At 62.6% G+C, this 26,565-nt stretch carries 24 protein-coding genes; 18 read left to right on the top strand and 6 right to left on the bottom strand.

The genetic code is table 11. The annotated features are described in order from the left end of the window. Positions 1-183: 183 nt before the first annotated feature. From ACLFKU_RS27910 to ACLFKU_RS27885, 6 genes are all read left to right on the top strand, one after another. Positions 184-1,389 carry a cation:proton antiporter gene (locus ACLFKU_RS27910; RefSeq protein WP_368584850.1) on the top strand — a complete coding sequence of 402 codons (1,206 nt, stop codon included), beginning with the start codon at positions 184-186 and terminating at the stop codon, positions 1,387-1,389. A gap of 88 nt (positions 1,390-1,477) precedes the next feature. Further along, the gene (locus ACLFKU_RS27905) at positions 1,478-2,593 is read left to right on the top strand and encodes a YbdK family carboxylate-amine ligase (RefSeq protein ID WP_368584851.1); all 1,116 of its coding nucleotides are present in this window, start codon (positions 1,478-1,480) and stop codon (positions 2,591-2,593) included. A 572-nt stretch (positions 2,594-3,165) separates the two neighbouring features. Beyond that, positions 3,166-3,804, top strand: a complete 639-nt coding sequence (locus ACLFKU_RS27900; protein ID WP_176109905.1) for a MarR family winged helix-turn-helix transcriptional regulator — start codon at positions 3,166-3,168, stop codon at positions 3,802-3,804. A gap of 142 nt (positions 3,805-3,946) precedes the next feature. Continuing rightward, entirely contained in the window at positions 3,947-4,660 is a 714-nt protein-coding gene (locus tag ACLFKU_RS27895) for a glutamine amidotransferase (RefSeq protein WP_368584852.1), read from the top strand. A gap of 110 nt (positions 4,661-4,770) precedes the next feature. After that, the gene (locus ACLFKU_RS27890; protein ID WP_368584853.1) at positions 4,771-5,883 is read left to right on the top strand and encodes an NADH:flavin oxidoreductase/NADH oxidase; all 1,113 of its coding nucleotides are present in this window, start codon (positions 4,771-4,773) and stop codon (positions 5,881-5,883) included. A gap of 212 nt (positions 5,884-6,095) precedes the next feature. After that, the gene (locus ACLFKU_RS27885; RefSeq protein WP_368584854.1) at positions 6,096-6,629 is read left to right on the top strand and encodes an SET domain-containing protein; all 534 of its coding nucleotides are present in this window, start codon (positions 6,096-6,098) and stop codon (positions 6,627-6,629) included. Between the two features lie 94 nt (positions 6,630-6,723). Here the strand turns inward: ACLFKU_RS27885 and ACLFKU_RS27880 are convergent, their stop codons facing one another. Together ACLFKU_RS27880 and ACLFKU_RS27875 are read right to left on the bottom strand one after the other, a co-directional pair. Then, on the bottom strand, positions 6,724-8,238 hold the full coding sequence (locus ACLFKU_RS27880; protein WP_410851212.1) for a sensor histidine kinase: 1,515 nt from the start codon (positions 8,236-8,238) through the stop codon (positions 6,724-6,726). Positions 8,239-8,405: 167 nt separating this feature from the next. Next, on the bottom strand, positions 8,406-9,092 hold the full coding sequence (locus ACLFKU_RS27875; protein ID WP_013090980.1) for a response regulator transcription factor: 687 nt from the start codon (positions 9,090-9,092) through the stop codon (positions 8,406-8,408). Positions 9,093-9,241: 149 nt separating this feature from the next. On the opposite strand from ACLFKU_RS27875, the gene ACLFKU_RS27870 reads away from it, so the two are divergent. Further along, complete coding sequence (locus tag ACLFKU_RS27870) at positions 9,242-9,466, top strand: DUF3717 domain-containing protein (protein WP_013090979.1); 225 nt, start codon at positions 9,242-9,244, stop codon at positions 9,464-9,466. A 104-nt stretch (positions 9,467-9,570) separates the two neighbouring features. Here ACLFKU_RS27870 and ACLFKU_RS27865 read toward each other — a convergent pair whose 3' ends face one another. Together ACLFKU_RS27865 and phhA are read right to left on the bottom strand one after the other, a co-directional pair. Beyond that, complete coding sequence (locus tag ACLFKU_RS27865) at positions 9,571-9,885, bottom strand: 4a-hydroxytetrahydrobiopterin dehydratase (RefSeq protein ID WP_368584857.1); 315 nt, start codon at positions 9,883-9,885, stop codon at positions 9,571-9,573. Positions 9,886-9,982: 97 nt separating this feature from the next. Next, on the bottom strand, positions 9,983-10,873 hold the full coding sequence (gene phhA, locus ACLFKU_RS27860; protein WP_410851211.1) for a phenylalanine 4-monooxygenase: 891 nt from the start codon (positions 10,871-10,873) through the stop codon (positions 9,983-9,985). Between the two features lie 147 nt (positions 10,874-11,020). On the opposite strand from phhA, the gene ACLFKU_RS27855 reads away from it, so the two are divergent. Then, entirely contained in the window at positions 11,021-11,512 is a 492-nt protein-coding gene (locus tag ACLFKU_RS27855) for an Lrp/AsnC family transcriptional regulator (RefSeq protein ID WP_013090976.1), read from the top strand. A gap of 85 nt (positions 11,513-11,597) precedes the next feature. Here ACLFKU_RS27855 and ACLFKU_RS27850 read toward each other — a convergent pair whose 3' ends face one another. After that, positions 11,598-12,134: a class IV adenylate cyclase gene (locus tag ACLFKU_RS27850; protein ID WP_410851210.1), complete on the bottom strand. Its 537-nt coding sequence runs from the start codon at positions 12,132-12,134 to the stop codon at positions 11,598-11,600. A gap of 236 nt (positions 12,135-12,370) precedes the next feature. Further along, the gene (locus tag ACLFKU_RS27845) at positions 12,371-13,270 is read right to left on the bottom strand and encodes a LysR family transcriptional regulator (RefSeq protein ID WP_410851209.1); all 900 of its coding nucleotides are present in this window, start codon (positions 13,268-13,270) and stop codon (positions 12,371-12,373) included. Between the two features lie 145 nt (positions 13,271-13,415). On the opposite strand from ACLFKU_RS27845, the gene ACLFKU_RS27840 reads away from it, so the two are divergent. From ACLFKU_RS27840 to ACLFKU_RS27795, 10 genes are all read left to right on the top strand, one after another. Beyond that, positions 13,416-14,969 carry a CoA-acylating methylmalonate-semialdehyde dehydrogenase gene (locus tag ACLFKU_RS27840; protein ID WP_410851208.1) on the top strand — a complete coding sequence of 518 codons (1,554 nt, stop codon included), beginning with the start codon at positions 13,416-13,418 and terminating at the stop codon, positions 14,967-14,969. A gap of 139 nt (positions 14,970-15,108) precedes the next feature. After that, on the top strand, positions 15,109-16,824 hold the full coding sequence (locus ACLFKU_RS27835) for a GMC family oxidoreductase (RefSeq protein WP_410851207.1): 1,716 nt from the start codon (positions 15,109-15,111) through the stop codon (positions 16,822-16,824). A 300-nt stretch (positions 16,825-17,124) separates the two neighbouring features. Further along, complete coding sequence (locus ACLFKU_RS27830) at positions 17,125-17,904, top strand: ABC transporter ATP-binding protein (RefSeq protein ID WP_018418872.1); 780 nt, start codon at positions 17,125-17,127, stop codon at positions 17,902-17,904. After that, complete coding sequence (locus tag ACLFKU_RS27825) at positions 17,901-18,659, top strand: ABC transporter ATP-binding protein (RefSeq protein WP_368584863.1); 759 nt, start codon at positions 17,901-17,903, stop codon at positions 18,657-18,659. The genes ACLFKU_RS27830 and ACLFKU_RS27825 overlap by 4 nt, the downstream gene beginning before the upstream one ends. Before the next feature lie 63 nt (positions 18,660-18,722). Further along, positions 18,723-19,937, top strand: a complete 1,215-nt coding sequence (locus ACLFKU_RS27820) for an ABC transporter substrate-binding protein (protein WP_368584864.1) — start codon at positions 18,723-18,725, stop codon at positions 19,935-19,937. Positions 19,938-20,128: 191 nt separating this feature from the next. Then, positions 20,129-21,013 (top strand): branched-chain amino acid ABC transporter permease, encoded by an 885-nt coding sequence (locus tag ACLFKU_RS27815; protein WP_368584865.1) that lies wholly within the window; start codon positions 20,129-20,131, stop codon positions 21,011-21,013. Next, positions 21,013-21,984, top strand: coding sequence for a branched-chain amino acid ABC transporter permease (locus tag ACLFKU_RS27810; RefSeq protein WP_368584885.1), 972 nt, complete (start codon positions 21,013-21,015; stop codon positions 21,982-21,984). The genes ACLFKU_RS27815 and ACLFKU_RS27810 overlap by 1 nt, the downstream gene beginning before the upstream one ends. A gap of 559 nt (positions 21,985-22,543) precedes the next feature. Beyond that, positions 22,544-23,710: an ABC transporter substrate-binding protein gene (locus ACLFKU_RS27805; protein WP_368584866.1), complete on the top strand. Its 1,167-nt coding sequence runs from the start codon at positions 22,544-22,546 to the stop codon at positions 23,708-23,710. Positions 23,711-24,128: 418 nt separating this feature from the next. Beyond that, positions 24,129-25,289, top strand: a complete 1,161-nt coding sequence (locus tag ACLFKU_RS27800) for an ABC transporter substrate-binding protein (RefSeq protein ID WP_368584867.1) — start codon at positions 24,129-24,131, stop codon at positions 25,287-25,289. Positions 25,290-25,509: 220 nt separating this feature from the next. Then, on the top strand, positions 25,510-26,565 hold the full coding sequence (locus ACLFKU_RS27795; protein ID WP_368584868.1) for a branched-chain amino acid ABC transporter permease: 1,056 nt from the start codon (positions 25,510-25,512) through the stop codon (positions 26,563-26,565).

Raw genomic sequence — 26,565 nt, 5'->3', positions numbered from 1 at the left:
GTGCCCGACTCCGTGCGGTTTTTTGCGGCCGCGGCGCATTCCGATCATCCGATCATTGAAACCTCGCAACGCTGACCTCGCGAAGCGCTTGCGACAACGAGCGCTCTCGGTTCGCTCGTGCCACGGCGTGCGTGTGCGCCGGTTCGTGTCGTCTGCCGTTGCTGCCAAGGAGAACCCATTACGATGAATTCGGCGTTTTCGTTTCTGCCAGCGTGGCCGCTTTCACCCGACGCCATTTTTTGGGCAGGTCTCGCATTGCTTGTCGCTGGTCTGTGCGGAGAGCTTTGCTTTCGCGCGTGGCGCTTACCGCGCATTTCCGGCTATGCGGTGATCGGCCTCATAGCGGGCGGGGCCGGCTTTGGCGTGATCGATGCTGATTCCGCGAGCGCCGCGCGGCCGCTGCTCGACGTCGCGCTAGGCCTGTTGCTGTTCGAACTGGGCAGCCGGCTCGATCTGCGCTGGATCCGCCGTAATCCGTGGCTGATTCTGTCGAGCGTCGCCGAAGCCACGCTGACTTTCGTGCTGGTGCTGCCGGTGCTGCTATTCCTGCACGTGCCGCTGATGGTCGCGACCGTACTCGCTGCGATCGCGATGGCGACATCGCCCGCGATGGTGATCCAGCTCAAGACCGAACTGCGCGCCGAAGGCCAGGTCACGCAGCGTCTTCTGACCTTGACCGCGCTGAACAGCATGTACGCGGTCGTGATCGAAAAGCTCGTATCGAGCTGGCTGCATCAGGAGGTATACGGCAACGTGTTCGCAACGATCCTGCAGCCGTTGTACCTGCTGGTCGGCTCGCTCGTGCTCGCATATCTGCTCGCGCGCACCTGCACGTTCTTCTATCGGCGCCTGAACATGCACGACGAGCATTCGTTCGTCGCGCTGTTCGGTCTCGTACTGCTCGCGATCGCGGTCGCGCATCTGTTCAAGCTATCGACGATTCTCGCGCTGCTCGCCGCGGGCATCATCGTGAAGAATCACGAAGCGCGTCCGCAGTTGTGGCCGCAGCATTTCGGCACCGCGGGCTGGCTGCTGACGGTGATTCTGTTCGTGCTGACGCTGACGTCGTTCGAATGGAGGCACATCGCGTTGGGCGGGGTCGCGGCGCTGGGCCTGATCGTTGCTCGCCTCGTCGCGAAACTGGTCGGCGTGCTGGCTTTCGCGAAGCCGAGCGGCCTGAACCTGAAGCAGGGCATCGCACTCGGCCTGTCGTTGTCACCGATGTCGGCGCTCGCGTACCTGCTTGTCGACGACACGTACAACCTGTATCCGAGCTTCGATCCGCAACTGCGCGCGATCGTCATGTGTTCGATTTTCGTGCTGCAGATCCTCGGGCCGTGGCTCGTCTATCGCAGCCTCGCGCTCGTCGCCGAGCGGCGCGAGGGGTGAGCGTGAAACGCGCGTGGTCTGCCAGGCGCGTTTCACGAACCCGACTTTTCAAAACCTTCGCCTCAAACGACCTGACTCAGGGGACGCCATGTCACTCGAACCCTTCATCGATTCGAAACCGTTCACCTTCGGTATCGAGCTCGAAATGCAGATCGTCAATACGCACGACTATGATCTGACCAAAGCCGGCACGGATCTGCTGCGCCTTATCAAGGATGAAAAAATCCCCGGCAATATCACGCCGGAAATCACCGAAAGCATGATCGAGCTGTCGACCGGCATCTGCACGTCGCACGAACAGGCGGTCGCCGATCTGCGCAAGATTCGTGACACGCTGGTATCCGCGGCCGACCATCTGAACGTCGGTCTGTGCGGCGGCGGAACGCATCCCTTCCAGCAATGGAGCGAGCGGCAGATCGTCGATACGCCGCGCTTTCAGTATCTTTCCGAGCTGTACGGCTATCTCGCGAAGCAGTTCACGGTGTTCGGCCAGCACGTGCACATCGGTTGCCCGAATCCGAACAGCGCGCTGTATCTGCTGCATTCGATGTCGCGCTTCATCCCGCATTTCATTGCGCTGTCCGCGTCGTCGCCTTTCGTACAGGGTGTCGATACCGGATTTCATTCGGCACGACTGAATTCCGTGTTCGCCTTTCCGCTGTCGGGCCGCGCGCCGTTCGTGCTGACGTGGGACAGCTTCGAGGAGTATTTCTCGAAGATGGTCCACACGGGCGTGGTCAACAGCATGAAGGATTTCTACTGGGATATCCGTCCGAAGCCGGGGTTCGGCACGATCGAGGTTCGAGTGATGGATACGCCGTTTTCGGTGGATCGCGCCGCGGCGATCGCCTGCTACATCCAGACGCTGGCTCGCCATCTGCTGCTCGACAAGCCCATCACGCCGCAGGAAGACGACTATCTGGTCTACACGTTCAACCGTTTCGAAGCCTGCCGTTTCGGACTCGGCGGCACCTGCATCAATCCGCAAACCGGTGAACGAAAGACGATTTCCGAAGATATCCTCGAAACGCTCGAACAGATCGGATCGCATGCGGAAGCGCTCGGCTCGGTCAATGCGCTGGCCGAAGTCGGCGCGATCGCGCGTGGCCAGGTCAACGACGCGACGTGGCTGCGCAGCGTGTTTGCGCAGGAAAAGTCCTTGCACGAAGCGGTCCGGCAGCAGTGTTTGCAGTGGCGCGCCTAGTCGCGAAGACCTCATGAAAGCGTTTGCGTGCGTCTAGGTACGCGACGTTCGGACGAAAACCCGCCATGCGCGGGTTTTTTTTCGTAAAAAAATTTTTAGGACTTTTCGTCCGCGCAACCCTTCAGGTTTGTCGAAAGTTTACGTATACCAGCCTAGGAGCAGTGAGCAGGCGTTGCCGAAGTCTGTGGACAACTGAATAAATACCTGCAAAGTCAATGCTCTGGGGAATTGATAACCGGGTCGATAAAAGACGCTCCGGCCACGCCTGGCAGGCGCAACCGAGGAAACGCTCGACACGCTGCAAGTGCTTGTTGCAAAACGGTACACAGGCTGTCCAAACGTTTTCCCCTGCTTATCCACAGCTCGCGCTGGATAAGTTAGCTGTACGATTTGCAGGTCTCGCATAGAATGTCGTTTTTTTGCCGCCTTCGGCTTCCAAGGCGGTGTATTTTTGAGATAGTACAAACGGCTTCATCTGCGGTTGGACGAAGCTACCCACACACGCAACGGGCGTACCCCGGCAGACAACGGCCGGCATCGCACCCCAGCGGTAAATAAACGAATCGAAGATTATGAGCGAAGGCGTATACGGAGAACAGGCAAACGGGCGAGTGACCCACAGCCTCTTGCGATTGAGCACGGCGATGCGAAGCCAGGCTTGGGAATGGGCGGAAGGCGCGGGCCTGACGCCGACCCAGGGCGAAATCCTCGTGCTGTTGATGCAACGCAAGGGGCCGATGCGTCTCGGCGAGATCGCGCGCGAAACGGCGCTGACCGCCGCGACCACTAGCGATGCGGTCAGCACGCTCGAGACCAAGGGTCTCGTCGAAAAGCGTCGCGCACTTGACGACGGTCGCGCGCTCGCGGTACGCCTGACCTCGCGTGGCCGCACCGCTGCCAAACGCGCGGCGCAATGGCCGGACTTCCTGTCCAAGGCGGTCGGCACGCTGCGCGAGGACGAACAGTCGGTGTTCTATCGCACGCTGCTCAAGACCATCTATCAGCTCGAAGCGCAAAACACGATTCCGTCGCATCGCATGTGCCTGAGCTGCACGCATTTCCAGGCAAGCAAGAATCCGAAGAAGACGCCGCATCACTGCGCGCTGCTCGACCTGAACATGTCGGATACCGATGTGCGTCTCGACTGCTCCGTGCACGAAACGGCGGACGTCGCCACCCAGAAGAAGACCTGGAAGATCTTCGCCCAATAACCGGCGTCTTCCGGAACAATCCGCTAACATGACCTGGCCGGCCAAGGCGGGCGGTGTACGCCGTCTGCTTGCCGGCTGGTGCCGTGCAAGGACAAAGTCGTTGGCGGTAAGTCGTTAGTCAACCTGAAGATAGGGCAGGCCGATGAATCGGGAAGTACTCGCCATCCGCCATGTGCACTTCGAGGATCTGGGCAGTCTCGAGCTCGTGCTCGGCGAGCGCGGGCGTCCGGTCCGCTATCTCGATGTCGGCGTCGCCCGTATCGAGGCCCCCAATCCGGTTGCCGCGTCGCTGATGGTCGTGCTGGGCGGCCCCATCAGTGCCACCGACGACGCGCTGTATCCCACGCTCGCGCCGCTGCTGTCGTTGATCGAGAAGCGCATCGCGGCCGGTTTGCCGACACTTGGTATCTGCCTTGGCGCACAGCTGATCGCCCGGGCGCTCGGTGCGCGCGTCTACCCCGCGGCTCAGGCCGAACTGGGCTGGGCACCGCTTACGCTGACCGATGCGGGCCGCGCCTCGCCACTGCGTCATCTCGATGGCGCTCATACGTCGATGCTGCACTGGCACGGCGACACCTTCGATCTGCCCGCCAACGCGACCCGTCTGGCATCGACTCCGGCCTGCGAGAATCAAGCCTTCGCATGGGGAGATCACGTGCTGGGCTTGCAGTGTCATCCTGAGATCCGCACCGATCGGTTCGAACCTTGGCTGATTGGCAATGCCAATGAACTGTCGAGTCACGGCATCGACGCGCGTCAGTTGCGCGCCGACACCGCACGATACGGTCCCGCGCTCGAAGCCGCCGGGTGCCGCATGTTCGGCGAATGGCTCGATCAGGTCGAGACGAAAGTCTGAATGGCTCGCCGAATGGCGACGTGAGTGGCCAGCGAGGTGCCCCCGTTTCTGCAGCAAACCGCGCGCGGTGCTATGCTCGATCGCTCTCGGGCTTTCACTGGACGTAATCCATGAGCGCGCTTTTTTCTCCGCTCACGCTGCGTAGCGTGACGCTTCCCAACCGTATCGTCGTCTCCCCGATGTGCCAGTACTCCGCCGAACGCGGCGAAGCGAGCGCATGGCACATGATTCACCTCGGCGGTCTCGCGCTGTCCGGCGCGGGCATGCTGTGCATCGAAGCGACCGCCGTCGAGCCGGATGGCCGCATCACCCCCGGCGATCTCGGTTTGTGGGACGACGCGACCGAAGAGGCGCTCGTGCCGGTGCTGGCCGCGATCCGCAAGCATTCGCACATCAACGTGACGATGCAACTGGCACATGCGGGGCGCAAGGCATCGAGCCATGTGCCGTGGGAAGGCGGCCAGCTGATTCCGGTGTCGCAAGGCGGGTGGCTGCCGCATGCGCCGTCGGCGCTGCCGCACAAGCCGGGCGAGGAGCCGCCGCTTGCGCTCGATGTCGCCGGCCTGCACCGGATTCGCGAGGCGTTCGCCGCGTCCGCGCGGCGCGCCGCGCGTCTCGGCATCGATGCGCTCGAAGTGCATGCCGCGCATGGCTATCTGCTGCATCAGTTCCTGTCGCCGATCGCGAATCAGCGGACCGACGACTATGGCGGCTCGCTGGAAAACCGCATGCGTTTCCCGCTCGAAATCTTCGACATCGTGCGGGCCGCATTCCCTGCCGACAAACCGGTCGGCGTGCGCGTGTCGGCGACCGACTGGGTCGAAGGCGGCTGGACGCTGGAAGACACGATCGCGTTTGCGCACGAGCTGGAAAGGCGCGGCTGCGACTGGATCGACGTGTCGTCGGGCGGTGTGTCGCCGCTGCAGAAAATCCCGCTGGAGCCGGGCTATCAGATTCCGTTCGCGAAGGCGGTCAAGCACGCAACCGGTCTGGCGACGATCGGCGTCGGGCTCATCACCGATCCGCTGCACGCCGAGCAGCTGATCGAAGCGGGCGATGCCGACCTGATCGCGCTGGCTCGCGCGCTGCTCTATAACCCGCGCTGGCCGTGGCATGCCGCCGCCAACCTCGGCGCGACCGTCGAAGCGCCGCCGCAGTACTGGCGTTCACAGCCGCGCGACCAGAAAGCGCTGTTCGGCGACATTACGTTCGGTCAACGGTGACGCTCGTCGCACGTTGAACACACGCATCGGCTGACGGTTGAAGGAAGCCGTCCACAGCGTGTAGGATGCCGGTTGTGGCGCGATGCGCGTCGCAAGTCGACGCGGCGCTCGCAGGGCGCCGCGTTTGCTATTCGCGTCAGAAAAAGCCGCGCGCGAGACGCGCCTGACGATTGCCAGACTTGATTCTCCAGTTCTTCACAAGGATTCATTCAATGAATTCACGCAGGATCGCCGTGCGCCGTTCGGGTGTGCACGGCAAAGGCGTGTTTGCTCTCGAACCGATCGCGGCGGGCGAACGACTGATCGAATACAAGGGCGAGCGGATTACCTGGAAAGAAGCGTTGCGCCGTCATCCGCATAATCCGGCTGAACCGAATCACACGTTTTATTTCGCGCTGGATAACGGCAAGGTTATCGACGGCAAGGTGAACGGCAATAGCGCGCGCTGGATCAATCATTCATGCGCGCCGAACTGCGAAGCCGAGGAAATCGACGGACACGTGTACGTGCATGCGCTGCGCGATATTGCGGAGGGCGAGGAAGTCTTTTACGACTATGGCCTCGTGATCGACGCGCGGCAGACGAAGAAGCTGAAAAAGGAATACGAATGCCGTTGCGGCGCGCGTAAGTGCCGCGGCACGATGCTGGCGCCGCCGCAAAAGGGCAAGGGCGGCGGCAAGTCGGCAAAAGGCGCCGACAAGCCGGAAAAGTCCAGCAAATCTGCGAAGAAATCGAAGAAGAAATGAGCCAGAAATGAGCCACGCGCCGGCGCGCGGCGTTAGCTGTCTGCGCTGATCGAAGCGCCAAGGCGAACGCTGCCGCGGCAGCCCGGCAAACCTTCTACAAATCGACCGGCGCCGAGTGCGCCGGTTTTTTCGTGGCGCGTCGCTCGTTGGCATCGCTGGCGGTGGCTGCGTCTGCCGACGCACTGGGCGGCAGCAACGGAATCCGCACGATAAAGCGTGCGCCACCCTCCGGCGCGTCCTCGTAATGCACGCTGCCGTGATGCAGCACCATGATGTCGTGGACGATCGCAAGGCCCAGACCCGCGCCGCTGTCGACCCCCGCCTCGGCCTGCCCGTCGCCGCGGAAGAACCGCTTGAACAGGTCCGCCTGCTGCGAACGCGGCACGCCAGGCCCGTTGTCTTCGACGATGATCTCGGCCATGCGCAGATCGTCGATCAGGGTCTGCGAAACCGTCACCGTGATGCGTCCGCCGTCGGCCCGCGAAGGTGGCACATATTTCAGCGCGTTATCGAGCAGATTTGCGATCACTTCGTGCAGCAGTACCGGGTTGCCGCGCGCCATCAACGGGTCGTCGTTCGACGGATCGTCGAGGCGCTGGAAGCCGAGGTCCACGTGTACCGCTAGCGCGCGCGGCACCCATTCGGCGCCCGTGTCGAAGGCGAGCGCGGCCATGTCGACATTGACGAAGCGGGCCGCCTGTTCGCCCGGCTCGGCGCGCGCGAGCGACAGCAATTGATTCGACAGCCGCACCGCGCGATCGGCCGCGGCGCGCAGTTCGTGCACGGCGGCGAGCGTCTGCTGCGGATCACGCGCGACGACCGCCTGCTCCGCATGCAGCTTCACCGCGGTGAGCGGCGTGCGCAGCTGATGCGCGGCATCGGCGATGAATTTGCGTTGCGCATCGAGGGCGGCTTTCAGACGATCGAGCAGCGCGTTCAGCGCGCCGGTCAGCGGACGGATCTCGACCGGCACATAGGTTTCGTCGACCGGCTCGAGCGACGTGTGCGTTTGCCGGTTCAGCGAATCGGCGAGCGCGGTCAGCGGATTGAGCTGCTGATTGACGACGCGCCACACGATCACCCAGCCGGCGAGCAGCAGCAGCAGCAACGGCATCATGATCGCGATCAGGAACTCCGCGGCGATGCGGTAGCGGTGATGCACGGGCTGCCCGACTTCGACGACGATCGGATTGCCGCTCGGCTGGTCGACGCGCACCTGAGCGACCCGCACGGTCACGCCTTCGTGCTGCGTCTCGAATACGTACGCGTAATGCATGCGGCGCACGTTGGTGCCTTGCAGCGGCAGATTATGGTCGCCGGCGATTTCGCTGTCACCGGTGCTGATCCGGTAGACCAGATGTTCGACCGGGTCGGAGAACATCGCTTGCGCGAGCGGCGGCACCGTGATCGGCGCTTCCGGTCCGGCAATCTGGATCTGTTTGGAGATCGCGGTCGCGAGGTCCGCGAGCGAACGATCGACCACGTGCTGCGTGTACTGCCAGGCGAGCCAGTAGGCGATCAGGCCGCTCATCAGCGCGAGCAACGACAGGGGAGCAGCGAGGCGCCGCAGCAGCGTGCGGCGCAGACTATTGGCGGCCGGCTGGTGCATGATCGTAGGCGCGGGAAAGTTGTGACTGCGGTGGAAACTGCGGTAGCAACGGCGCGAAGCGCCTTGAGACAGTCCGGGGTCCGGCCCGACGCGCAGCGGGCACAGCCGATGCGCGGCGCCGGCGCGGCGCCGTTAGGCCGCGACGCAATGCGCGGCCTTCACGACGGTCATGCGGCCTGGCGGATTTCCTGCAACAGATAGCCAAAGCCACGCACGGTGACGATTTCGACACGGCAGTTTTCGAGCTTCTTGCGCACACGGTGCACGTAGACTTCGATCGCGGTATCGCCGAGATCGCCGCCGAAGTGCGTCAGGTGATCCTGCAGTTGCGCCTTGCTGACGACGCGGCCATGACGCAGCAGCAGCATTTCGAGCACTGCGAATTCGCGCGGCGACAGTTCGAGCGGTTTGTCGTCGTTGAAGATGCGGCGGTCGACGCCCGACAGCCGCACACCGCCCAGTGACACTTCCGGACGCGGCATGTCGCCGTGCGGACCGCTGCGGCGCATCACCGCGCGAATACGCGCTTCGAGCTCAGCCGGTTCGAACGGTTTCAGCATGTAGTCGTCCGCGCCCGAGTTCAGGCCTTGCACGCGGTCGTTCAGTTCGTCGCGCGCGGTCAGGATGATCACCGGCGTGTGACGGTTGCTCTGGCGGAAACGCGACAGCAGTGTCATGCCGTCGATGCCCGGCAGACCCAGATCGAGGATCACGAGTTCGTGGCGGTTTTGCGTGAGGGCCTGTTCGGCAAAGATGCCGTCATGGACCATGTCGACGGTGAAGCCGGCTTGTTCGAGACTGCTTTGGATGCCGCGTGCGATGGGGCGGTCATCTTCGATCAGAAGGAGTCGCATGGATTTCGCTCAAGTACAATGGGTTTAGGCGTTTTGGCAAGCGGTTCGCCGGGGCGCCTGCAACACAGCCAGCGTGCGACGCGGCGGCAGAGGCCCCACGAAGCAGCTGTCGAGCCGACTCGAAGCGCCGTGCCAGTCATCACGAAGTCATGTCCGAGATCAGCATTCACGAACTGGAAGCCGCGATCAACTTCTGGCGCGCCCGCTCACCTTCGAGCGGCGACGAACACGTTCTGTGCAAGGAGGCAAGCGCGCTCTCCAAGCCGTATGCGCTGCTGATTGTACAGCGTCAGCAGTCGCTATCACTCGATCGTTTTGACCCGATTGCAAGGCAGGCCTGGGAAGCTTACGTTCAACTTAAGAATAGCCTGTAGAACTGAAGGTTTGCCCAGGGTATTGCCTGCATTGTCCTTTCATTGTGGACCGATTACGCGGCGAGTTGTATATAAACGCGCGTCAGGGCCCGTAATTATTTGTATTACGTAGTAACACTGTCGATGAATGTCGCGAGCGCGATGTCGCGTTCGGTCACGCCGTTCGCTTCATGGGTGGAGAGCGTGATATCGACCTTGTTGTACACGTTGAACCACTCCGGGTGATGATCCATTTCCTGCGCCTTGATCGCCACGCGTGTCATGAAGCCGAACGCCTCGTTGAAGTCGGCGAATTCAAAGGTGCGGCGAATCGCGTCACGCTGCGCCACGCTTTCCCAGCGAGGCAGTTTCGCCAGTTGCTGGGTGCGCTCGGCGGAAGTCAGCTTCTGAATCATGGTGTTACCTCGTTGGTCAAACACGCTCGCCGGCGGGCGGGCGAAACCGTTATTTTTTCACGGTTGCGCAACGCTCGCCGCGCGCCGGGCGAGGGCGGGTCGGTCTAAGGCGGCTTGGCGTTCAAACGTCGCCGCTGGTTTGCCATCCCTCGCGGGTTCCGCGCGAGATCACGCGGTCGCCATCGAGTACGTCGCCCGCTGCGTAGGCCGGTGCATTGGCGAGCTTCGTCAGCAGCGGCGCGAAGTCGGATTGTGCGACGCGGAACAGTTGCGCGAAGTCATCGATGACGAAGTAGGTTTGCTGGAACGTATCGATGCGATAACGCGTGCTCATCACCCGTTCCAGCGCGAAGCCAAGCCGGTTCGGCGCAGCGCTTTGCTGGCTGTATACTGTCTCGGCCTTGCTCGAGACGATGCCGGCACCGTAGATCTTCACGCCGTTCGGACTCGCGGCATCGCGGATCAGCCCGAACTCCACTGTGTACCAATAGAGCCGCGCGAGCAGCGGCAGTGCGCCCGCTTCGTTGGCAGCGAGCGCGGCGCGGCCGTACGCGTGCATGTAGTCAGCAAACACCGGGTTGATCAATAGCGGCACATGGCCGAACAGATCGTGAAAGCAGTCGGGCTCCTGCAGATAGTCGAGCTGGTCGGGGCGGCGCATCCACCACGTGACTGGAAAGCGGCGATTCGCCAGGTGCTCGAAAAACACCTGATCCGGCACGAGGCCGGGCACGGCGACGAGGCGCCAGCCGGTTGCGGGCGTGAGCTTCGCGTTGACGTCGTCGAAAGACGGCACGCGCTCGGACGGCAGGCCGATACGTTCGACGCCCGCGAGGAATTCATCGCAGGCACGGCCTTCGAGCAAGGCCGTTTGGCGCGCGTACAACTGTTGCCAGACCGCATGGTCGACCGTGCCGTAGCGCTCGAGCGGCTGGTCGATCGTAAAGTCGGCGTGGGTCTCGAGACATGCGTCGAACTGTTCTTTGAGTTTGGCGGTGCTGGCGGCGGACATAACGAAGCTTTAACAGAGGAAAGCGCAGGAAATCGATGTATGCGAGTGTAGAGCGGAGCGGATGCGGAAGGGGCGCAAGATGGGCGTGAAAACGCAGACGTATGCCATAATTGTGCATTAACTGGCCAATTGATGCGGGATATCACCATGCTTGAACTCGACCACTTCGATCTCGCGCTGCTCGACGTGCTGCAGCGCTTTGGCCGCGCCACGCATCAGCAACTGGCAGAGCAGGTGCCGCTGTCGCCGTCGCAGATCGGGCGACGCCTGCAGCGGCTGGAACAGGTCGGCGTGGTGGATGGCTATCGCGTCGTGCTGCGGCCCGAAAAGCTCGGCCTCGGCGTCACCGCTTTCACGAGCCTGAAGCTGAAGCATCACGGCGATTCGATCATCGAGCAGTTTCAGCAGCAGATCGACGTGCTGCCCGAAGTGCTGGAATGTCACGCGGTCGTCGGCGATGCGGACTATCTGCTGCGCATCGTCGCGCCCGATCTGAATTACCTGTCGACTTTCGTGATGAAGAAGCTGATGCGCGTGCCGGGTGTCGATAGCGTGCGCTCGAATATCGTGCTGACCACGTTCAAACGCAACGGGCCGTTGCCGCTGGGGCATCTGGCGCCGGGGGCGGCACCGGTTTGAAGGTTTGAGGCGGTTGCCGGCGGTGTCGAGGGCAGGAAGAGGGAGCCGCGCGAGTCGCGCCGCGGCCCCTACAGAAACGCGATCTTTATGCTGCTCGCTTAGGCTCGTCGTCGGCATTCAGCAGATCGACATACGCGACCGGCACCAGATCCGCTTCGGATACGCCGAGGCTCTTGAACAGCGCTTCCGCTTCGGCGTGGCCGCCTTCTTCGTCGTCGTCCTGCGCGAGCACCACTTCGAGTTCGATGAAATCGCCGAGACCGTCGACGCGATCGAGATGAATCCGAGTGCGCCCGCTCAGATACACGTGACGCTCTTTCGAGACGATGCCGCGGGTGGTCAGCGCGGTCGCGAGCAGCGCATGCATCGCTTCGGGATTCGTGACCGGACTGCGCGTGTAGTACGACGCCTTCGGGCCGTCGCGGTCGTCGCGCTGGTAGAAGATCAACTCGGCTGGCGTGCCGTCGTCGAACTGGCGCAGCTTCAGGCGGCCGCGCGGCACGTCGTAAAAAAAGTCCTGCTGGCGAAAGATCAGCGGCGCGTCCGTCGCGAGCTGCGCGGCGCGCTCGCGAAGTTGGTCGAAATGCTGGGCGCGGGCTTTGATTTCGATGTTGCGTGCCATGTGGGCTCCTGTAAATGGCCGGAGTGATCGACGGGTTCCGGGGGCTGCTGCTGGTGTTGCCGGGGAGAAGCCGCCGGGAAGGACGAAGGAACGGAAAGCGATACGAGGGCGCTGCGCGAGCGCAAACCGACAATCTAGCAAAAACTCCGTGACGAAGTGGTTTCAGCCCGGGCGGTAGGTGGGAGAAGGGCGGGCATTAGCGGGACTCATATCGCAGCGCGTCAGACCGTCCTCGCTCAGATCGTCCACTGCTGTTCGATCAGCTTCAAGGCCGCCGCGATCGCCGGCTCGTCTTTGCGCTCGTCGAGCGTGATGAAGCTCAGCTGCGTCGGCACGGTGATGCCATCGACGATCGTCAGCGCGTGCGCATGCGCCTCGGCGATTGCGGTTGCGTCGCGCGCGAGCGTGAGACCGACGCCCGACTTGACCAGATCGAGCATCGACGGCTCCTGGTCAACTTCTGCCACCTTGACCGGTTTCACGCCCGCCTCGCCGAAACAGCGCGACAGCAGCCGGTTGTGCGCGGACGCCGGCGGCGTCCAGATCCACGGCAGCGCCGCGAGCGAGCACCAGTCCCGCGCACCCTTCACGCGATCTTTCCAGCCCGCAGGAGCGAGCACGCGATACTGGAAGTGGGTGAGCGTGACCGCGTGAAACGTGGCGCCGTCGCGGGTGTCGTCGTCGGAGGGCAGGCCGATGTAATAGCCGACGTCGAGTTCGCCTGCGCGAATCTGTTCGCGCACCCAGCCCGACATGCCGTGGCGCAGCGCGGTTTCGATCTGCGGCCAGGTCTCGACGAGCTGCTTCAGGAAGCCGCCGAGACGCAAAAACTCGGGGTCGAGAATGGTGCCGATGCGCAGGCGCCCGCGCACTTCCTGGCGCAGCGATTGCGCCGCGCGCTGTACGTCGGCTGCCGCGCCCAGCGCGCGTTCAGCGTGCGGCAGCAGCGCCTGGCCGTCGCGCGTCAGCGCGAGCCCGTGGGAAGTCCGCGTGAACAGCGTCACGCCCAGCGTCTCCTGCAAGTGTTTGACTTGCAGGCTGACGGCGGGTTGGGTCAGGTGCAGTTGCACCGCGGCACGCGTGAGGTTGCCCTCGCGTGCGACGGTGACGAAAGCCCTAAGCAGAGTCAGATCCATATCCTGATATTAGCGCGGCTTATAGCGCAGTTGAGCATTACTCATTGGATTTGTCGCTCGTGGACGCCGTACGCTGAGCGTTGGGCATGCTTCGGCGCGCGGTATCGAGCGCGAAGCGGAAGATTTCACAGCAAAGAGGAACGAGATGAGCGAGACATATTCCGACGCAACCGCGCAGGACGACACCGCACGCAGCGCGGCGGGCGCACACGCGCTGGGCCATTTCATCAACGGCAAGACCGTCGACGGCACGAGCGGGCGCTTCGGCGACGTCTTCAATCCGGCGCTCGGCAGCGTCAGCGCACGCGTGCCGCTCGCGAGCGTCGCCGAGGTGGACGCTGCTGTTGCCGCGGCCAGAGGCGCGTTTCCCGCCTGGAGCGAAACCGCGCCGATCAAGCGCGCGCGGGTGCTGTTCAAGTTCAAGGAACTGCTCGACCGCCATCACGACGAACTCGCGGAACTGATCACGCGCGAGCACGGCAAGGTGTTTTCCGACGCCAAGGGCGAAGTGATGCGCGGCATCGAGATCGTCGAATTCGCGTGCGGCATCCCGAATCTGCTGAAAACTGATTTCACCGATCAGATCGGCGGCGGCATCGACAACTGGAATCTGCGGCAGCCGCTCGGCGTGGTCGCCGGCATCACGCCGTTCAATTTCCCGATGATGGTGCCGTGCTGGATGTTCCCGGTCGCGCTCGCGTGCGGCAACACCTTCGTGCTCAAGCCGTCCGAACGCGATCCGTCCGCATCGATCCGGCTCGCCGAACTTCTCAAGGAAGCGGGCCTGCCGGACGGCGTGTTCAACGTCGTGCACGGCGACAAGGTCGCGGTGGATGCGCTGCTCGCGCATCCCGAGGTGAGCGCGCTGTCGTTCGTCGGTTCGACCCCGATCGCCGAATACATCTACACGGAAGGCACGAAGCACGGCAAGCGCGTGCAGGCGTTGGGCGGGGCCAAGAATCACCTCGTCGTGATGCCCGACGCCGATCTCGATCAGGCCGTCGACGCACTGATCGGCGCCGCCTACGGTTCGGCCGGCGAGCGTTGCATGGCGATTTCGGTGGCGGTCGCGGTGGGTCATATCGCCGATGAGCTGATCGAGCGTCTGACGCCGCGCGTGAAGAACCTAAAGATCCTCAACGGCATGGAAGCGGCGGCCGAGATGGGGCCGCTCGTCACCGGCGCGCATCGCGACAAGGTGGTCGGCTATATCGACGCTGGCGTCGCCGCGGGCGCGAAGCTCGTCGTCGATGGACGCGCTCATCAGGTCGTGGGACACGAGAAGGGCTTCTTCCTCGGCGGCACGCTGTTCGACGACGTGTCGCCTGACATGAAGATCTACCGCGAGGAAATCTTCGGGCCGGTGCTGTGCGTCGTGCGCGTGCCAGACTTTGCCTCGGCGGTCGAGCTGATCAACGCGAATCAGTTTGCGAACGGCGTGTCGCTGTTCACGTCCGACGGCGGCATCGCGCGCGCGTTTTCCCGGCAGATCGAGATCGGCATGGTCGGCATCAACGTGCCGATTCCGGTGCCGATGGCCTGGCATTCGTTCGGCGGCTGGAAGAAGTCGCTGTTCGGCGATCATCACGCGTACGGCGAGGAAGGCGTGCGGTTCTACACCCGCTACAAGAGCATCATGCAGCGTTGGCCCGACAGCATTGCGAAGGGCGCGGAATTCACGATGCCGGTCGCTAAATAAGCTGGCGGCTTTGCGCCGCGTCAAGTCGGCGAACGCGCGAACAAAAGAGTAAAAGCGAATAAAAGCGCGTCGCGGCGTAAGCGTGGAGGCGATCGAGCTTCCACGCCTGCGCTGCGAAAAATGCTTAGGAGACTGAACGATGGGTCATACCGACAGTACGCCTCGCGCCGCACGGCGGCTCGAAGGCGAGTTCGACTACATCATTGTCGGTGCGGGCACTGCGGGCTGCGTGCTGGCGAACCGGCTCACCGAAGATCCCGACATCCGCGTGCTGCTGCTGGAAGCCGGTGGGAAAGACGACTATCACTGGATTCATGTGCCGGTCGGCTACCTGTATTGCATCGGCAATCCGCGCACGGACTGGCTGTACAAGACTCAGGCAGAGCCGGGTCTGAACGGCCGCGCGCTGTCCTACCCACGCGGGCGTGTGCTCGGCGGGAGTTCGTCGATCAACGGCATGATCTATATGCGCGGTCAGCGTGAAGACTACGACGAATGGGCCCGTGTGACCAACGACAGCACGTGGTCATGGAACGCGGTGCTGCCGGTCTTCAGGCGCAGCGAGGATCACCACGGCGGCGCCAACGAAGCGCACGGCGCAGGCGGACCCTGGCGCGTCGAGAAGCAGCGGCTCAAATGGAAGATCCTCGAAGAGTTCGCGCAAGCCGCGCAGCAAACCGGCATTCCCGCCACCGACGATTTCAATCGCGGCGACAATACCGGCGTCGGCTACTTCGACGTCAACCAGAAGCGCGGCATTCGCTGGAATGCGTCGAAGGCGTTTTTGCGGCCCGCGTTGAAGCGGGGGAACCTCACGGTTATTACCGGTGCGCACACGCAGCGCGTCGTGTTCGACGGCCGCCGCTGCAGGGGAGTCGAATATTCTGGCGGCGACGTCGAGTATCTCGCCAAAGCGCGTTGCGAAGTGATCCTTTCCGCCGGCGCGGTCAACTCGCCGCAACTGCTCGAATTGTCCGGCGTCGGCAATGGTGCGCGTCTGCAGAATCTCGGCATCGAGATCGTTCAGGATCTGCGCGGCGTCGGCGAAAATCTGCAGGACCATCTGCAACTGCGCATGGCGTATCAGGTGCAGGGCGTGCGCACGTTGAATACGATGTCCGCGCACTGGTGGGGCAAGCTGATGATCGGCATGCAGTACGCGTTGTTTCAGAGCGGACCGATGTCGATGTCGCCGTCGCAACTCGGCGCGTTCGCGAAGTCCGATGCCGACGATCGCTCGCTGTCGCGACCCGATCTCGAGTATCACGTGCAGCCTTTGTCGCTCGACCGCTTTGGCGAACCGTTGCATCGCTTCAATGCATTCACGGCGTCGGTGTGTCAGCTGCGCCCGACGTCGCGCGGCAGCATTCATATTGCGTCGGCCGATTCTTCCGCGCCACCGTTGATCGCGCCGAACTATCTGTCGACCGACTATGACCGCCACGTCGCCGCGAACGCGCTACGTCTGACGCGCCGCATCGTCGCGGCGCCCGCGCTCGCGCGCTATCAGCCGCGGGAGATTCTGCCGGGCCTGCAGTATCAGAGTGAAGAAGAATTGCAGCAGGCCGCGGGCGCGGTCGGCACGACGATCTTCCATCCGGTCGGCACCTGCCGCATGGGCACGACCGACGATCCCGCCGCGGTCGTCGACAACCGGCTACGGGTTATCGGAGTTGAGGGCTTGCGTGTCGTCGATGCATCGGTGATGCCTAACATAACGTCGGGCAACACCAATTCGCCGACGCTGATGATCGCCGAACGCGCGAGCGACATGATCCGCGAGGATCGTCGCGCGCGTGTGAGCGGCAGCATCGGAGCGCAAATGGGTGTGGCTGCGTCGATGTCGCCTGTGTGACATTCAACGTGCGATGGAAACTGAGCGGATCGGTTATGTTTTCCGCCGCATACATGAAACATGCTAACCGCGTGCCAGGTGCGCACGGCGCGGGCCTCGTTCACTAAGTGCAAATCCCAATGAATGCGCTGCATCATTGGGGCGACAATGGCAGCCATGCTGCGTGCCGCGCCATGGATCACCGTCCGGATTGGTGCAGCACGCCAACGAGCGGCAAGGGGTGCCGCCAACATAACAAGTCGCGCAGAAGTTCGCGCGGAAAGATCGTAGTGCTTCGCCTTACTGCGTATGGAAGGGAACATGATTCTCGGCGATACGATTCTCGAAACGCGCGGCCTCACCCGCGAGTTCAAAGGCTTTGTCGCCGTGAACGGCGTGAACCTGCGTGTGCGCCGTGGCTCGATCCATGCGCTGATCGGGCCCAATGGAGCGGGCAAGACCACCTGCTTCAATCTGCTCACCAAATTTCTCGAACCCACCGCGGGGCAGATAGTTTTCAACGGGGTCGATATCACCGGCGAACGTCCGGCGCAGATCGCGCGGCGCGGCATCATCCGTTCGTTCCAGATTTCCGCGGTATTTCCGCATCTGACGGCATTGCAGAACGTGCGCATCGGGTTGCAGCGCTCGCTCGGCACCGCGTTTCACTTCTGGAAGAGTGAGCGTACGCTGCGGCGTCTGAACGATCGCGCGATGGATCTGCTGACTCAGGTCGGCCTGACCGATTTCGCCGATGTGTTGACGGTCGAGCTCGCCTACGGCCGCAAGCGCGCACTCGAAATCGCGACCACGCTCGCGATGGAGCCGGAACTGATGCTGCTCGACGAGCCGACGCAAGGCATGGGTCATGAGGACGTCGACCGCGTGACCGCGTTGATCAAAAAAGTATCGGCGGGCCGCACGATCCTGATGGTCGAACACAACATGAATGTGATCGCCGGTATCTCCGACACGATCACCGTGCTGCAACGGGGTGAAGTGCTCGCCGAGGGCAGCTACGCGGAAGTGTCGAAGAATCCGCTCGTGATGCAAGCCTACATGGGCAGCGCCGACGCGGCGCTCGCCGGAGCCCACGCATGAATACGACGGTCGAGCGCGAAGGCCTCGAAGCGAACGAAACAAAAAGCGGCGCGCCCGCGCTGGAAATCGCGGGACTGCAAGCCTGGTACGGGGAATCCCATATTCTGCACGGCGTCGATCTGTCGGTCGGCCGGGGCGAGGTCGTGACGCTGCTCGGGCGCAATGGTGCGGGCCGCACCACGACGCTGCGCGCGATCATGGGCCTGACGGGCCGCCGAACCGGCTCGATCCGGATCGGCGGACGCGAAACGATCGGCCTGCCCACGCATCGCATCGCGCATTGCGGCATCGGCTATTGCCCCGAAGAGCGCGGCATTTTTTCGAGCCTGTCGTGCGAGGAAAATCTGCTGCTGCCGCCGCCCGTTGGCGATAAGGCGCACATGATGTCGCTCGAGGAAATCTACGCGATGTTCCCGAATCTGCACGAGCGGCGCATGAGCCAGGGCACGCGGCTCTCGGGCGGCGAACAGCAGATGCTCGCGGTCGCGCGAATTCTGCGTACCGGCGCGAATCTGCTGCTGCTCGACGAAATCTCGGAAGGGCTCGCGCCCGTGATCGTGCAGGCGCTCGCGCGGATGATCATCACGTTGAAGGCGCGCGGCTACACGATCGTGATGGTCGAGCAGAACTTCCGCTTCGCCGCGCCGCTCGCGGATCGTTTCTATGTGATGGAGCACGGCATGATCGTCGAGCATTTCGGGGCTAGCGAGCTCGAAGGCAAGATGCCGGTGCTGCACGATTTACTGGGCGTATAGAGAAGGGACACACACGCGCCCGACTGCCTCTGATAACCACAAGCGAAGAACCAGGAGACATGCATGAAAAAGAATCCACTCGCGCGAATCGCCTCACTCTGTTTCGCGGTCGCCGCCGGCACCGCACTGACGCTGGGCAGCGCGCAAGCGGCCGACGATGCCGTGAAGATCGGCTTCATCACGGATCTGTCGGGACTGTACGCGGATATCGACGGGCAGGGCGGTCTTGAAGCGATCCGGATGGCAGTCGCCGACTTCGGCGGCAAGGTCAACGGCAAGCCGATCACGGTGCTGTACGCGGATCACCAGAACAAGGCGGACATCGCGGCGTCGCGCGCTCGCGAATGGTTCGACCGCGATGGCGTCGACGTGGTGATCGGCGGCACCAACTCGGCGACCGCTCTGTCGACGAACACCGTCGCGGGCGAGAAGCACAAGGTCTACATCAACGTCGGCGCGGGCGCCGATACGCTGACCAACGAGCAATGCACGCCGTACACGATCCACTACGCATACGACACCACCGCGCTCGCAAACGGCACGGGCTCGGCGGTTACGAAGCAGGGTGGCAAGACGTGGTACTTCCTGACCGCCGACTACGCGTTCGGGAAGGCACTCGAAAAAGCGACCTCGGACGTCGTGAAGGCGAATGGCGGTCAGGTGCTCGGCTCGGTGCGTCATCCGCTGTCGGCGTCGGACTTCTCGTCGTTCCTGTTGCAGGCGCAGGCGTCGAAGGCGCAGATCCTCGGCCTCGCGAATGCGGGCGGGGACACGATCAACTCGATCAAGGCCGCGAAGGAATTCGGCATCACGAAGACGATGAAGCTCGCTGCGCTGCTGATGTTCATCAACGACGTGCACAGCCTCGGTCTCGAAACGACGCAGGGTCTCGTGCTGACCGACAGCTGGTACTGGAACAAGGACGCCGACACCCGCAAGTGGTCGCAACGCTACTTCGAGAAGATGAAGAAGATGCCGTCGAGCCTGCAGGCCGCCGATTACTCGGCCGCGATGAACTATCTGAAGGCGGTGCAGGCAGTCGGCTCGACCGATCCGGACAAGGTGATGGCGCAGCTGCGCAAGACCAAGATCGACGACTTCTACGCGAAGGGCTACATCCGTCAGGACGGCAGCATGATCCACGACATGTACCTGATGCAGGTGAAGACGCCGGCCGAATCTAAGGAGCCGTGGGACTACTACAAGATCATGGCGACGATTCCGGGCGATCAGGCGTTCACGACCAAGGCGCAGACTCGCTGCGCGCTGTGGAAGTAATAGCGGACGGGCAGGATGCGGTCGAGGACCGCGCAGACCTGAGAGAACCGCCGGCGCTGCAGCGATACGCGCTGGCGGGTAACCGTTTCAGATGCCGCACGCGATGGGCAGTGTCGCCGCTCGCCGCGTGCCGGCCGGATCGTGCGTTACCGATCTCACCTTGACGATGGCTTGAAGGGCTAAGGGCTTCAATGGACATCTTTGGCGTTCCGCTGCCGGCGATGCTGAGCCAGCTTCTGCTCGGGCTCGTGAACGGCTCGTTCTACGCGATTCTGAGCCTCGGGCTGGCTGTGATTTTCGGCCTGCTCAACGTGATCAACTTCGCGCATGGCGCACTATTCATGCTCGGCGCGATGCTCGCGTGGATGGGGCTTTCGTATTTCAATTTGCCGTACTGGGTGATGCTCGTGCTCGCGCCGCTGATCGTCGGACTCGTCGGCGTCGCGATCGAGCGCTCGATGCTGCGCTGGCTTTACAAGCTCGATCATCTGTATGGCCTGTTGCTGACGTTCGGCCTCACGCTCGTGATCGAAGGCGTGTTCCATTCGATCTACGGCTCGTCGGGCCAGCCGTACGACGTGCCGTCGGCGCTGTCGGGCGCGACCAATCTCGGCTTCATGTATCTGCCGAACTATCGCGCGTGGGTGGTCGTCGCGTCGCTGATCGTGTGCTTCGTGACATGGTTCGTGATCGAGAAGACACGGCTTGGCGCGTATCTGCGAGCGGGTACCGAAAACCCGAAGCTCGTCGAGGCATTCGGCATCAATGTGCCGCTGATGATCACGCTGACCTACGGCTTCGGCGTCGCGCTCGCGGCGTTTGCCGGCGTGCTCGCCGCACCGGTGATTCAGGTCTCGCCGCTGATGGGCCAGCCGATGATCATCACTGTATTCGCGGTGGTCGTGATCGGCGGCATGGGCTCGATCATGGGCTCGATTCTGACCGGGCTGATGCTCGGCGTAATCGAAGGACTCACGCGTGTGTACTACCCCGAGGCGTCGGCGACCGTCGTCTTCGTGATCATGGCGCTCGTGTTGCTCGTGCGTCCGGCGGGTCTTTTCGGCAGGGAAAAATGATGCAGAGAAAAGTGCTCTACGGTCTGCTGCTGATCGTGCTGCTCGCGGTGCCGGTGCTCGGCATCTATCCGCTCTTCGTGATGAAGGTGCTGTGCTTCGCGCTGTTCGCGGCCGCCTTCAATCTGCTGATCGGCTATACGGGCTTGCTGTCCTTCGGCCATGCGATGTTTCTCGCGTCGGCCGGTTACGTGACCGGCTATGCGATGCAGACGCTCGGCTTTTCGCCTGAGCTCGGCGTGCTGAGCGGCACTGCGGCGGCGACGCTGCTTGGCCTCGTCGTCGGCTTCTTCGCGATTCGCCGTCAGGGCATCTACTTTGCGATGGTGACGCTCGCGCTCGCGCAGATGGTTTACTTCGTGTTCCTGCAGGCGCCGTTCACGCACGGCGAAGACGGTCTGCAAGGCGTGCCGCGCGGGAATCTGTTCGGCCTGTTGAGTCTTTCGTCCGATGTCGCGCTGTATTTCGTCGTGCTCGCGGTGATCGTCCTGGCATTCCTGCTGATCGTGCGGATCGTGCATTCGCCGTTCGGCCAGGTGCTCGTCGCGATCAAGGAAAACGAGCCGCGTGCGGTGTCGCTCGGCTACGATACCGACCGTTTCAAGCTGCTCGCCTTCATTCTGTCGGCCGGCATCGCGGGTCTCGCGGGCTCGCTGAAGGTACTCGTGCAAGGCTTCGAAACGCTGAGCGATGCCTATTGGACGATGTCCGGCCTCGTGATCCTTATGACGCTGGTGGGCGGCATGGGCACGTTGTTCGGGCCGCTGCTCGGCGCCGCACTGATCGTGTCGCTCGAAGACAGGCTCGGCGATATCGGCTCGGCGCTCGCGTCGATGACCGGCATCGACTGGTTCCGCTCGCTCGGCGAATCGGTGACGATCGTCACGGGGCTGATTTTCATCGCGTGTGTGCTGGCGTTCCGGCGCGGCATCGTCGGCGAGATCGTCGCGCGCGTGCGACCGTTGCGGGCTTGAGATTGGCTGTATGATGCCGGCCGGGAGGGCGCGTGCTTGATGCAGTGCGATACGCGATTGCTTCGACGTCCGATGTAATCGCGGCTTGGGCTGAAGGTCCGGTGGATCGGGGAACTGGAGCGAACCTGCGGCAAACCGTGTGACGAAATGCGCGCAGCGCGCCCCAATCCGGTGCCGCAGTGCACCACTAGGGTAATTGCTAGTTGTGACTGCAGGGGTGGTCGTTTAATCTTCATCCAGTTCTGATGCACCACGAATTTGCAGGTGGAGAACGAGGAGACAATTGAGGCACTAAGTGCCCAGAAGAAAGCGCTGTTGGATTGATATCCAACAGCGCTTTTTTATTTGTGTTTTTCGAATTTCCTGATGCAATCTCCCGCTTATTTCGAGCGCCATTTTCTATTCCTCGGCAGCCGCTGCAGCTAAACATCACAAGCCTTCGAAACGGCTGCAGCACGGCGCGTGCGTCCGCTAAACTCGCTATTCACCGACCACTGGGTTGGCAATTAAATCCGTGGATTTAATTGCAATTGAACAACGGGTTTAATAGAGGAGCAGGATGAAGTCGGCATTGCGTTGGATCAGCGCGGCATTGGTCGCCACAGGGGTTTCGGCTGCATGGAGCGGCCATGCATTTGCGGATGTGAAAATCGGCGTCACCGTGTCGGCAACAGGGCCGGCCGCATCGCTCGGTATTCCGGAAAAGAACACGATTGCGCTGCTGCCGAAGGAAGTAGCGGGCCAGAAGATCGACTACATCGTTCTCGACGACGCAACCGATTCCACTCAGGCGGTCAAGAATGCCCGCAAGCTCACTAGCGAAGACCACGTCGATGCATTGATCGGCTCGACCGTCGTGCCGAATTCGCTCGCCATGATCGACATTGCGTCAGAAACCTCCACGCCGATGATCTCCCTGGCCGCGGCTGCGGGCATCGTCGAACCGATGGACGCGAAGCGCGCGTGGGTCTTCAAGACGCCGCAAAACGACATTCTGATGGCCACGGCGATCGCGCAGCACATGGCCAATCACGGCGTGAAAACGGTCGCGTTCATCGGTTTTTCCGACGCGTACGGCGAGAGCTGGTTCAAGGAATTCAGCAAGGCCGCTGACCTCGCGAAGATCCGGATCGTCGCGAACGAGCGCTTCGCGCGCAACGACGCGTCGGTCACGGGTCAGGTGCTGAAGATGATGTCGCAGAACCCGGACGCGGTGCTGATCGCCGGTGCGGGCACGCCGGCCGCATTGCCGCAGAAAACGCTGAAGGAGCGCGGCTACAAGGGCAAGTACTATCAGACGCACGGCGTCGCGAACAACGACTTCCTGCGCGTGTGCGGCAAGGATTGCGAAGGCACGTGGCTGCCCGCCGGCCCGCTACTGGTCGCCGAGCAACTACCCGAGACGAATCCGGTGAAGAAGAGCGCGCTCGCGTACAAGCATGCATATGAAACGGCGTACGGCGCGGGTTCGGTGTCGACGTTCGGCGGTCATGCGTGGGACGCGGGTCTGGTGCTGCAGCGTGCGATCCCGCTCGCGTTGAAGAAGGGTCAACCAGGCACGCCGGCATTCCGCGACGCGCTGCGTGCCGCAGTCGAAGGCACGAAAGATTTGCCCGGGTCACACGGCATCTTCAACATGAGCGCGAACGACCACGCCGGTCTCGATCAGCGGGCGCGCGTGATGGTGCAGATCGTCGACGGCAAGTGGAAGCTCGCCGGCGACTGAGCGAAGTCTCTGCGCCACGAGACCTCATCGAAAAGACGCGTGCAGTTGACGCGTCTTTTTTTGTTACCCGGGCCAGGTGTCTGCAGCGCGCAAAAGTGTGGTTTCGGTGCTTCAGGACAAACCCGCATTTAGCAAACGCTCTCTTGACCGTCGATAATGCAGAACGCAAGCTACTAACATATTAGTGGTTTGTGAAGGTCCGGTTGGAAATAAAGCCGCGGCAAACAAACGCGGCGTACGACGCGAATGCGCACTCGCGCGACGCGAGAGGAGCGGTAGCCGACAAAGCGGGGAAGGTGTGCGCGCCGAGCAGGGAAAACCATGCTTGGCACACCTGAACTCGCTCACTAGATTCAGACACCGGGCCATGCAAGCCGGTTTATAGATAGGCGCTTTTGAAGGCGTTTGGAGACTCGCAATGAAAAAGACAAGGCATTGGGTACGCACCGGCATCGCGATGGCGCTGATGTGCGGCGCGGGGGCGGCATTCGCGCAGGTGAAGATCGGCGTCACGTTGTCGACGACGGGGCCGGCAGCGTCGCTCGGAATTCCTGAGAAGAACACGATCGCGTTGTTGCCGAAGGAGATCGGTGGCAAGAGCGTGCAGTACATCATCCTCGACGACGGTTCGGACACCAGCAAGGCCGTGCAGAACACGCGCAAGCTGATCGACGAAGACCACGTCGACGCGATCATCGGCTCGACCGTCACGCCGAATTCGCTCGCGATGCTCGATCCGGCTGCTGAGGGCAAGACGCCGGTGATCTCGCTCGCGGCGTCGGCAGCGATCATTCAGCCGATGGATGCGAAGCGCGCATGGGCGTTCAAACCGCCTCAGAACGACAGCCTGATGGCCGACGCGATCGCCGATTACATGCAGCACCACGGCGTGAAGACGGTCGGCTTCATCGGTTTCTCGGACGCCTATGGCGACAGCTGGAATACGACGTTCGATGCCGTGGCTAAAGCGCACAACCTGAAGATCGTGTCGAACGAGCGCTTTAACCGCACCGACGCTTCGGTGACGGGCCAGGTGCTGAAGACAATGGGCGCGAATCCCGACGCGGTGCTGATCGCGGGCTCGGGCACGCCGTCGGCGCTGCCGGCCAAGACGCTCAAGGAGCGTGGCTACAAGGGCAAGATCTATCAGACGCACGGGGTCGCGAACAACGACTTCCTGCGGGTATGCGGCAAGGATTGCGAAGGCGAACTGCTGCCGGCTGGTCCGATTCTCGTCGTCGATCAATTGCCGGATTCGAACCCGGTGAAGAAGTCGTCGGAAGCCTATAAGAACGCCTATGAGAAGGCTTATGGCGTGGGTTCGGTGGCGACCTTCGGCGGTCACGCATGGGATGCCGGCCAGATGTTGCAGGCTGCGATTCCGGTCGCGCTGAAGACCGCACAGCCAGGCACGCCCGAGTTCCGCGTGGCGCTGCGCAACGCGCTCGAAAACATCAAGGAACTGCCGGTGTCGCACGGCATCATGAACACCACCGCGAACGACCACAACGGCCTCGACCAACGCGCGCGCGTCATCGTGCAGATCGTCGACGGCAAGTGGAAGCTGCAGAACGACTAAGACGATCTACAAAAACAACTAGCGGTACGCGCCTCTCGCGCAAACTGCGGTGTATGACGCCGCATTGCCATTGTGTTCGACGAAAATGGCATCGACCGCCGCGCCGTGACCCGGCGCGGCGGTCGTCTTTTCAGACATTGCAGATCGATGGCCGGCTACGCGCCGCGCCGTCACGACTGTTTCCCGGTTTTTCGATTTCGACGCTTCAGGACGAGGAAGTATGGATCTATCAATTGCGGCGATCCTCGCGCAAGACGGCATCACGACCGGCGCGATCTACGCGCTGCTCGCGCTTGCGCTGGTGCTGGTGTTCTCCGTCACGCGGGTGATCTTCATCCCGCAAGGAGAGTTCGTTTCGTACGGCGCGTTGACGCTCGCCGCACTGCAGACGCAGAAGTTTCCTGCCACGTGCTGGCTGTTGATGGCGATGGGCGCAGCATGCTTCGTCGTCGAGACGGTGGCCGTTTTGCGGCATGCCGAGCGGCGTCGTCATGCGGCGCGCACGCTGCCTGTGCTGGCAGGGAAGTATCTGCTGTTTCCGATCGCGGTCTACGCGCTCACGCGCGGCATCTTTTTGCAGCCGCTGCCGATGATCGTGCAGATCGCGCTGACACTGCTGATCGTGATTCCGATGGGTCCGTTCGTTTATCGCCTTGCCTATGAGCCGATCGCAGAGGCGGCCACGCTGCTGCTGCTGATCGTCGCGGTGGCCGTGCATTTCGCGATGGTCGGTCTCGGCCTCGTGATGTTCGGCGCCGAAGGCTCACGCACCAACGCGTTTTCCGATGCGACATTCAACGTGGGCACGTTGTCGATCTCCGGACAGAGCCTGTGGGTGATCGGCACCGCGGTCGTGCTGATCGGTGCGCTGTATCTGTATTTCGATCGCTCGATCTCGGGCAAGGCGCTGCGCGCGACGTCCGTGAACCGGGTCGGCGCACGGCTCGTCGGCATCGGCACGACGCAGGCGGGACGCCTCGCGTTCACGCTTGCAGCGGGCCTCGGCGCGCTGTGCGGCATCCTCGTCGCGCCGCTCACGACGATCTACTACGACTCGGGCTTTCTGATCGGTTTGAAGGGCTTCGTGGGCGCGATCATCGGCGGTCTGGTCAGCTATCCGCTCGCGGCGGCCGGCTCGATTCTGGTCGGTCTGCTGGAGTCGTATTCGTCGTTCTGGGCCAGTGCTTACAAGGAAGTGATCGTGTTCACGCTGATCATCCCGGTGCTGCTGTGGCGCAGTCTTGCGAGCCCGCATGCCGAAGAGGAAGAGGAGTGA

This window comes from Paraburkholderia sp. EG304, from assembly GCF_046543485.1.
GTDB lineage: Bacteria > Pseudomonadota > Gammaproteobacteria > Burkholderiales > Burkholderiaceae > Paraburkholderia > Paraburkholderia youngii.
The sequence above is the reverse complement of the archived record's forward strand: the minus strand, read 5'-3'. Positions and strand labels throughout refer to the sequence as shown.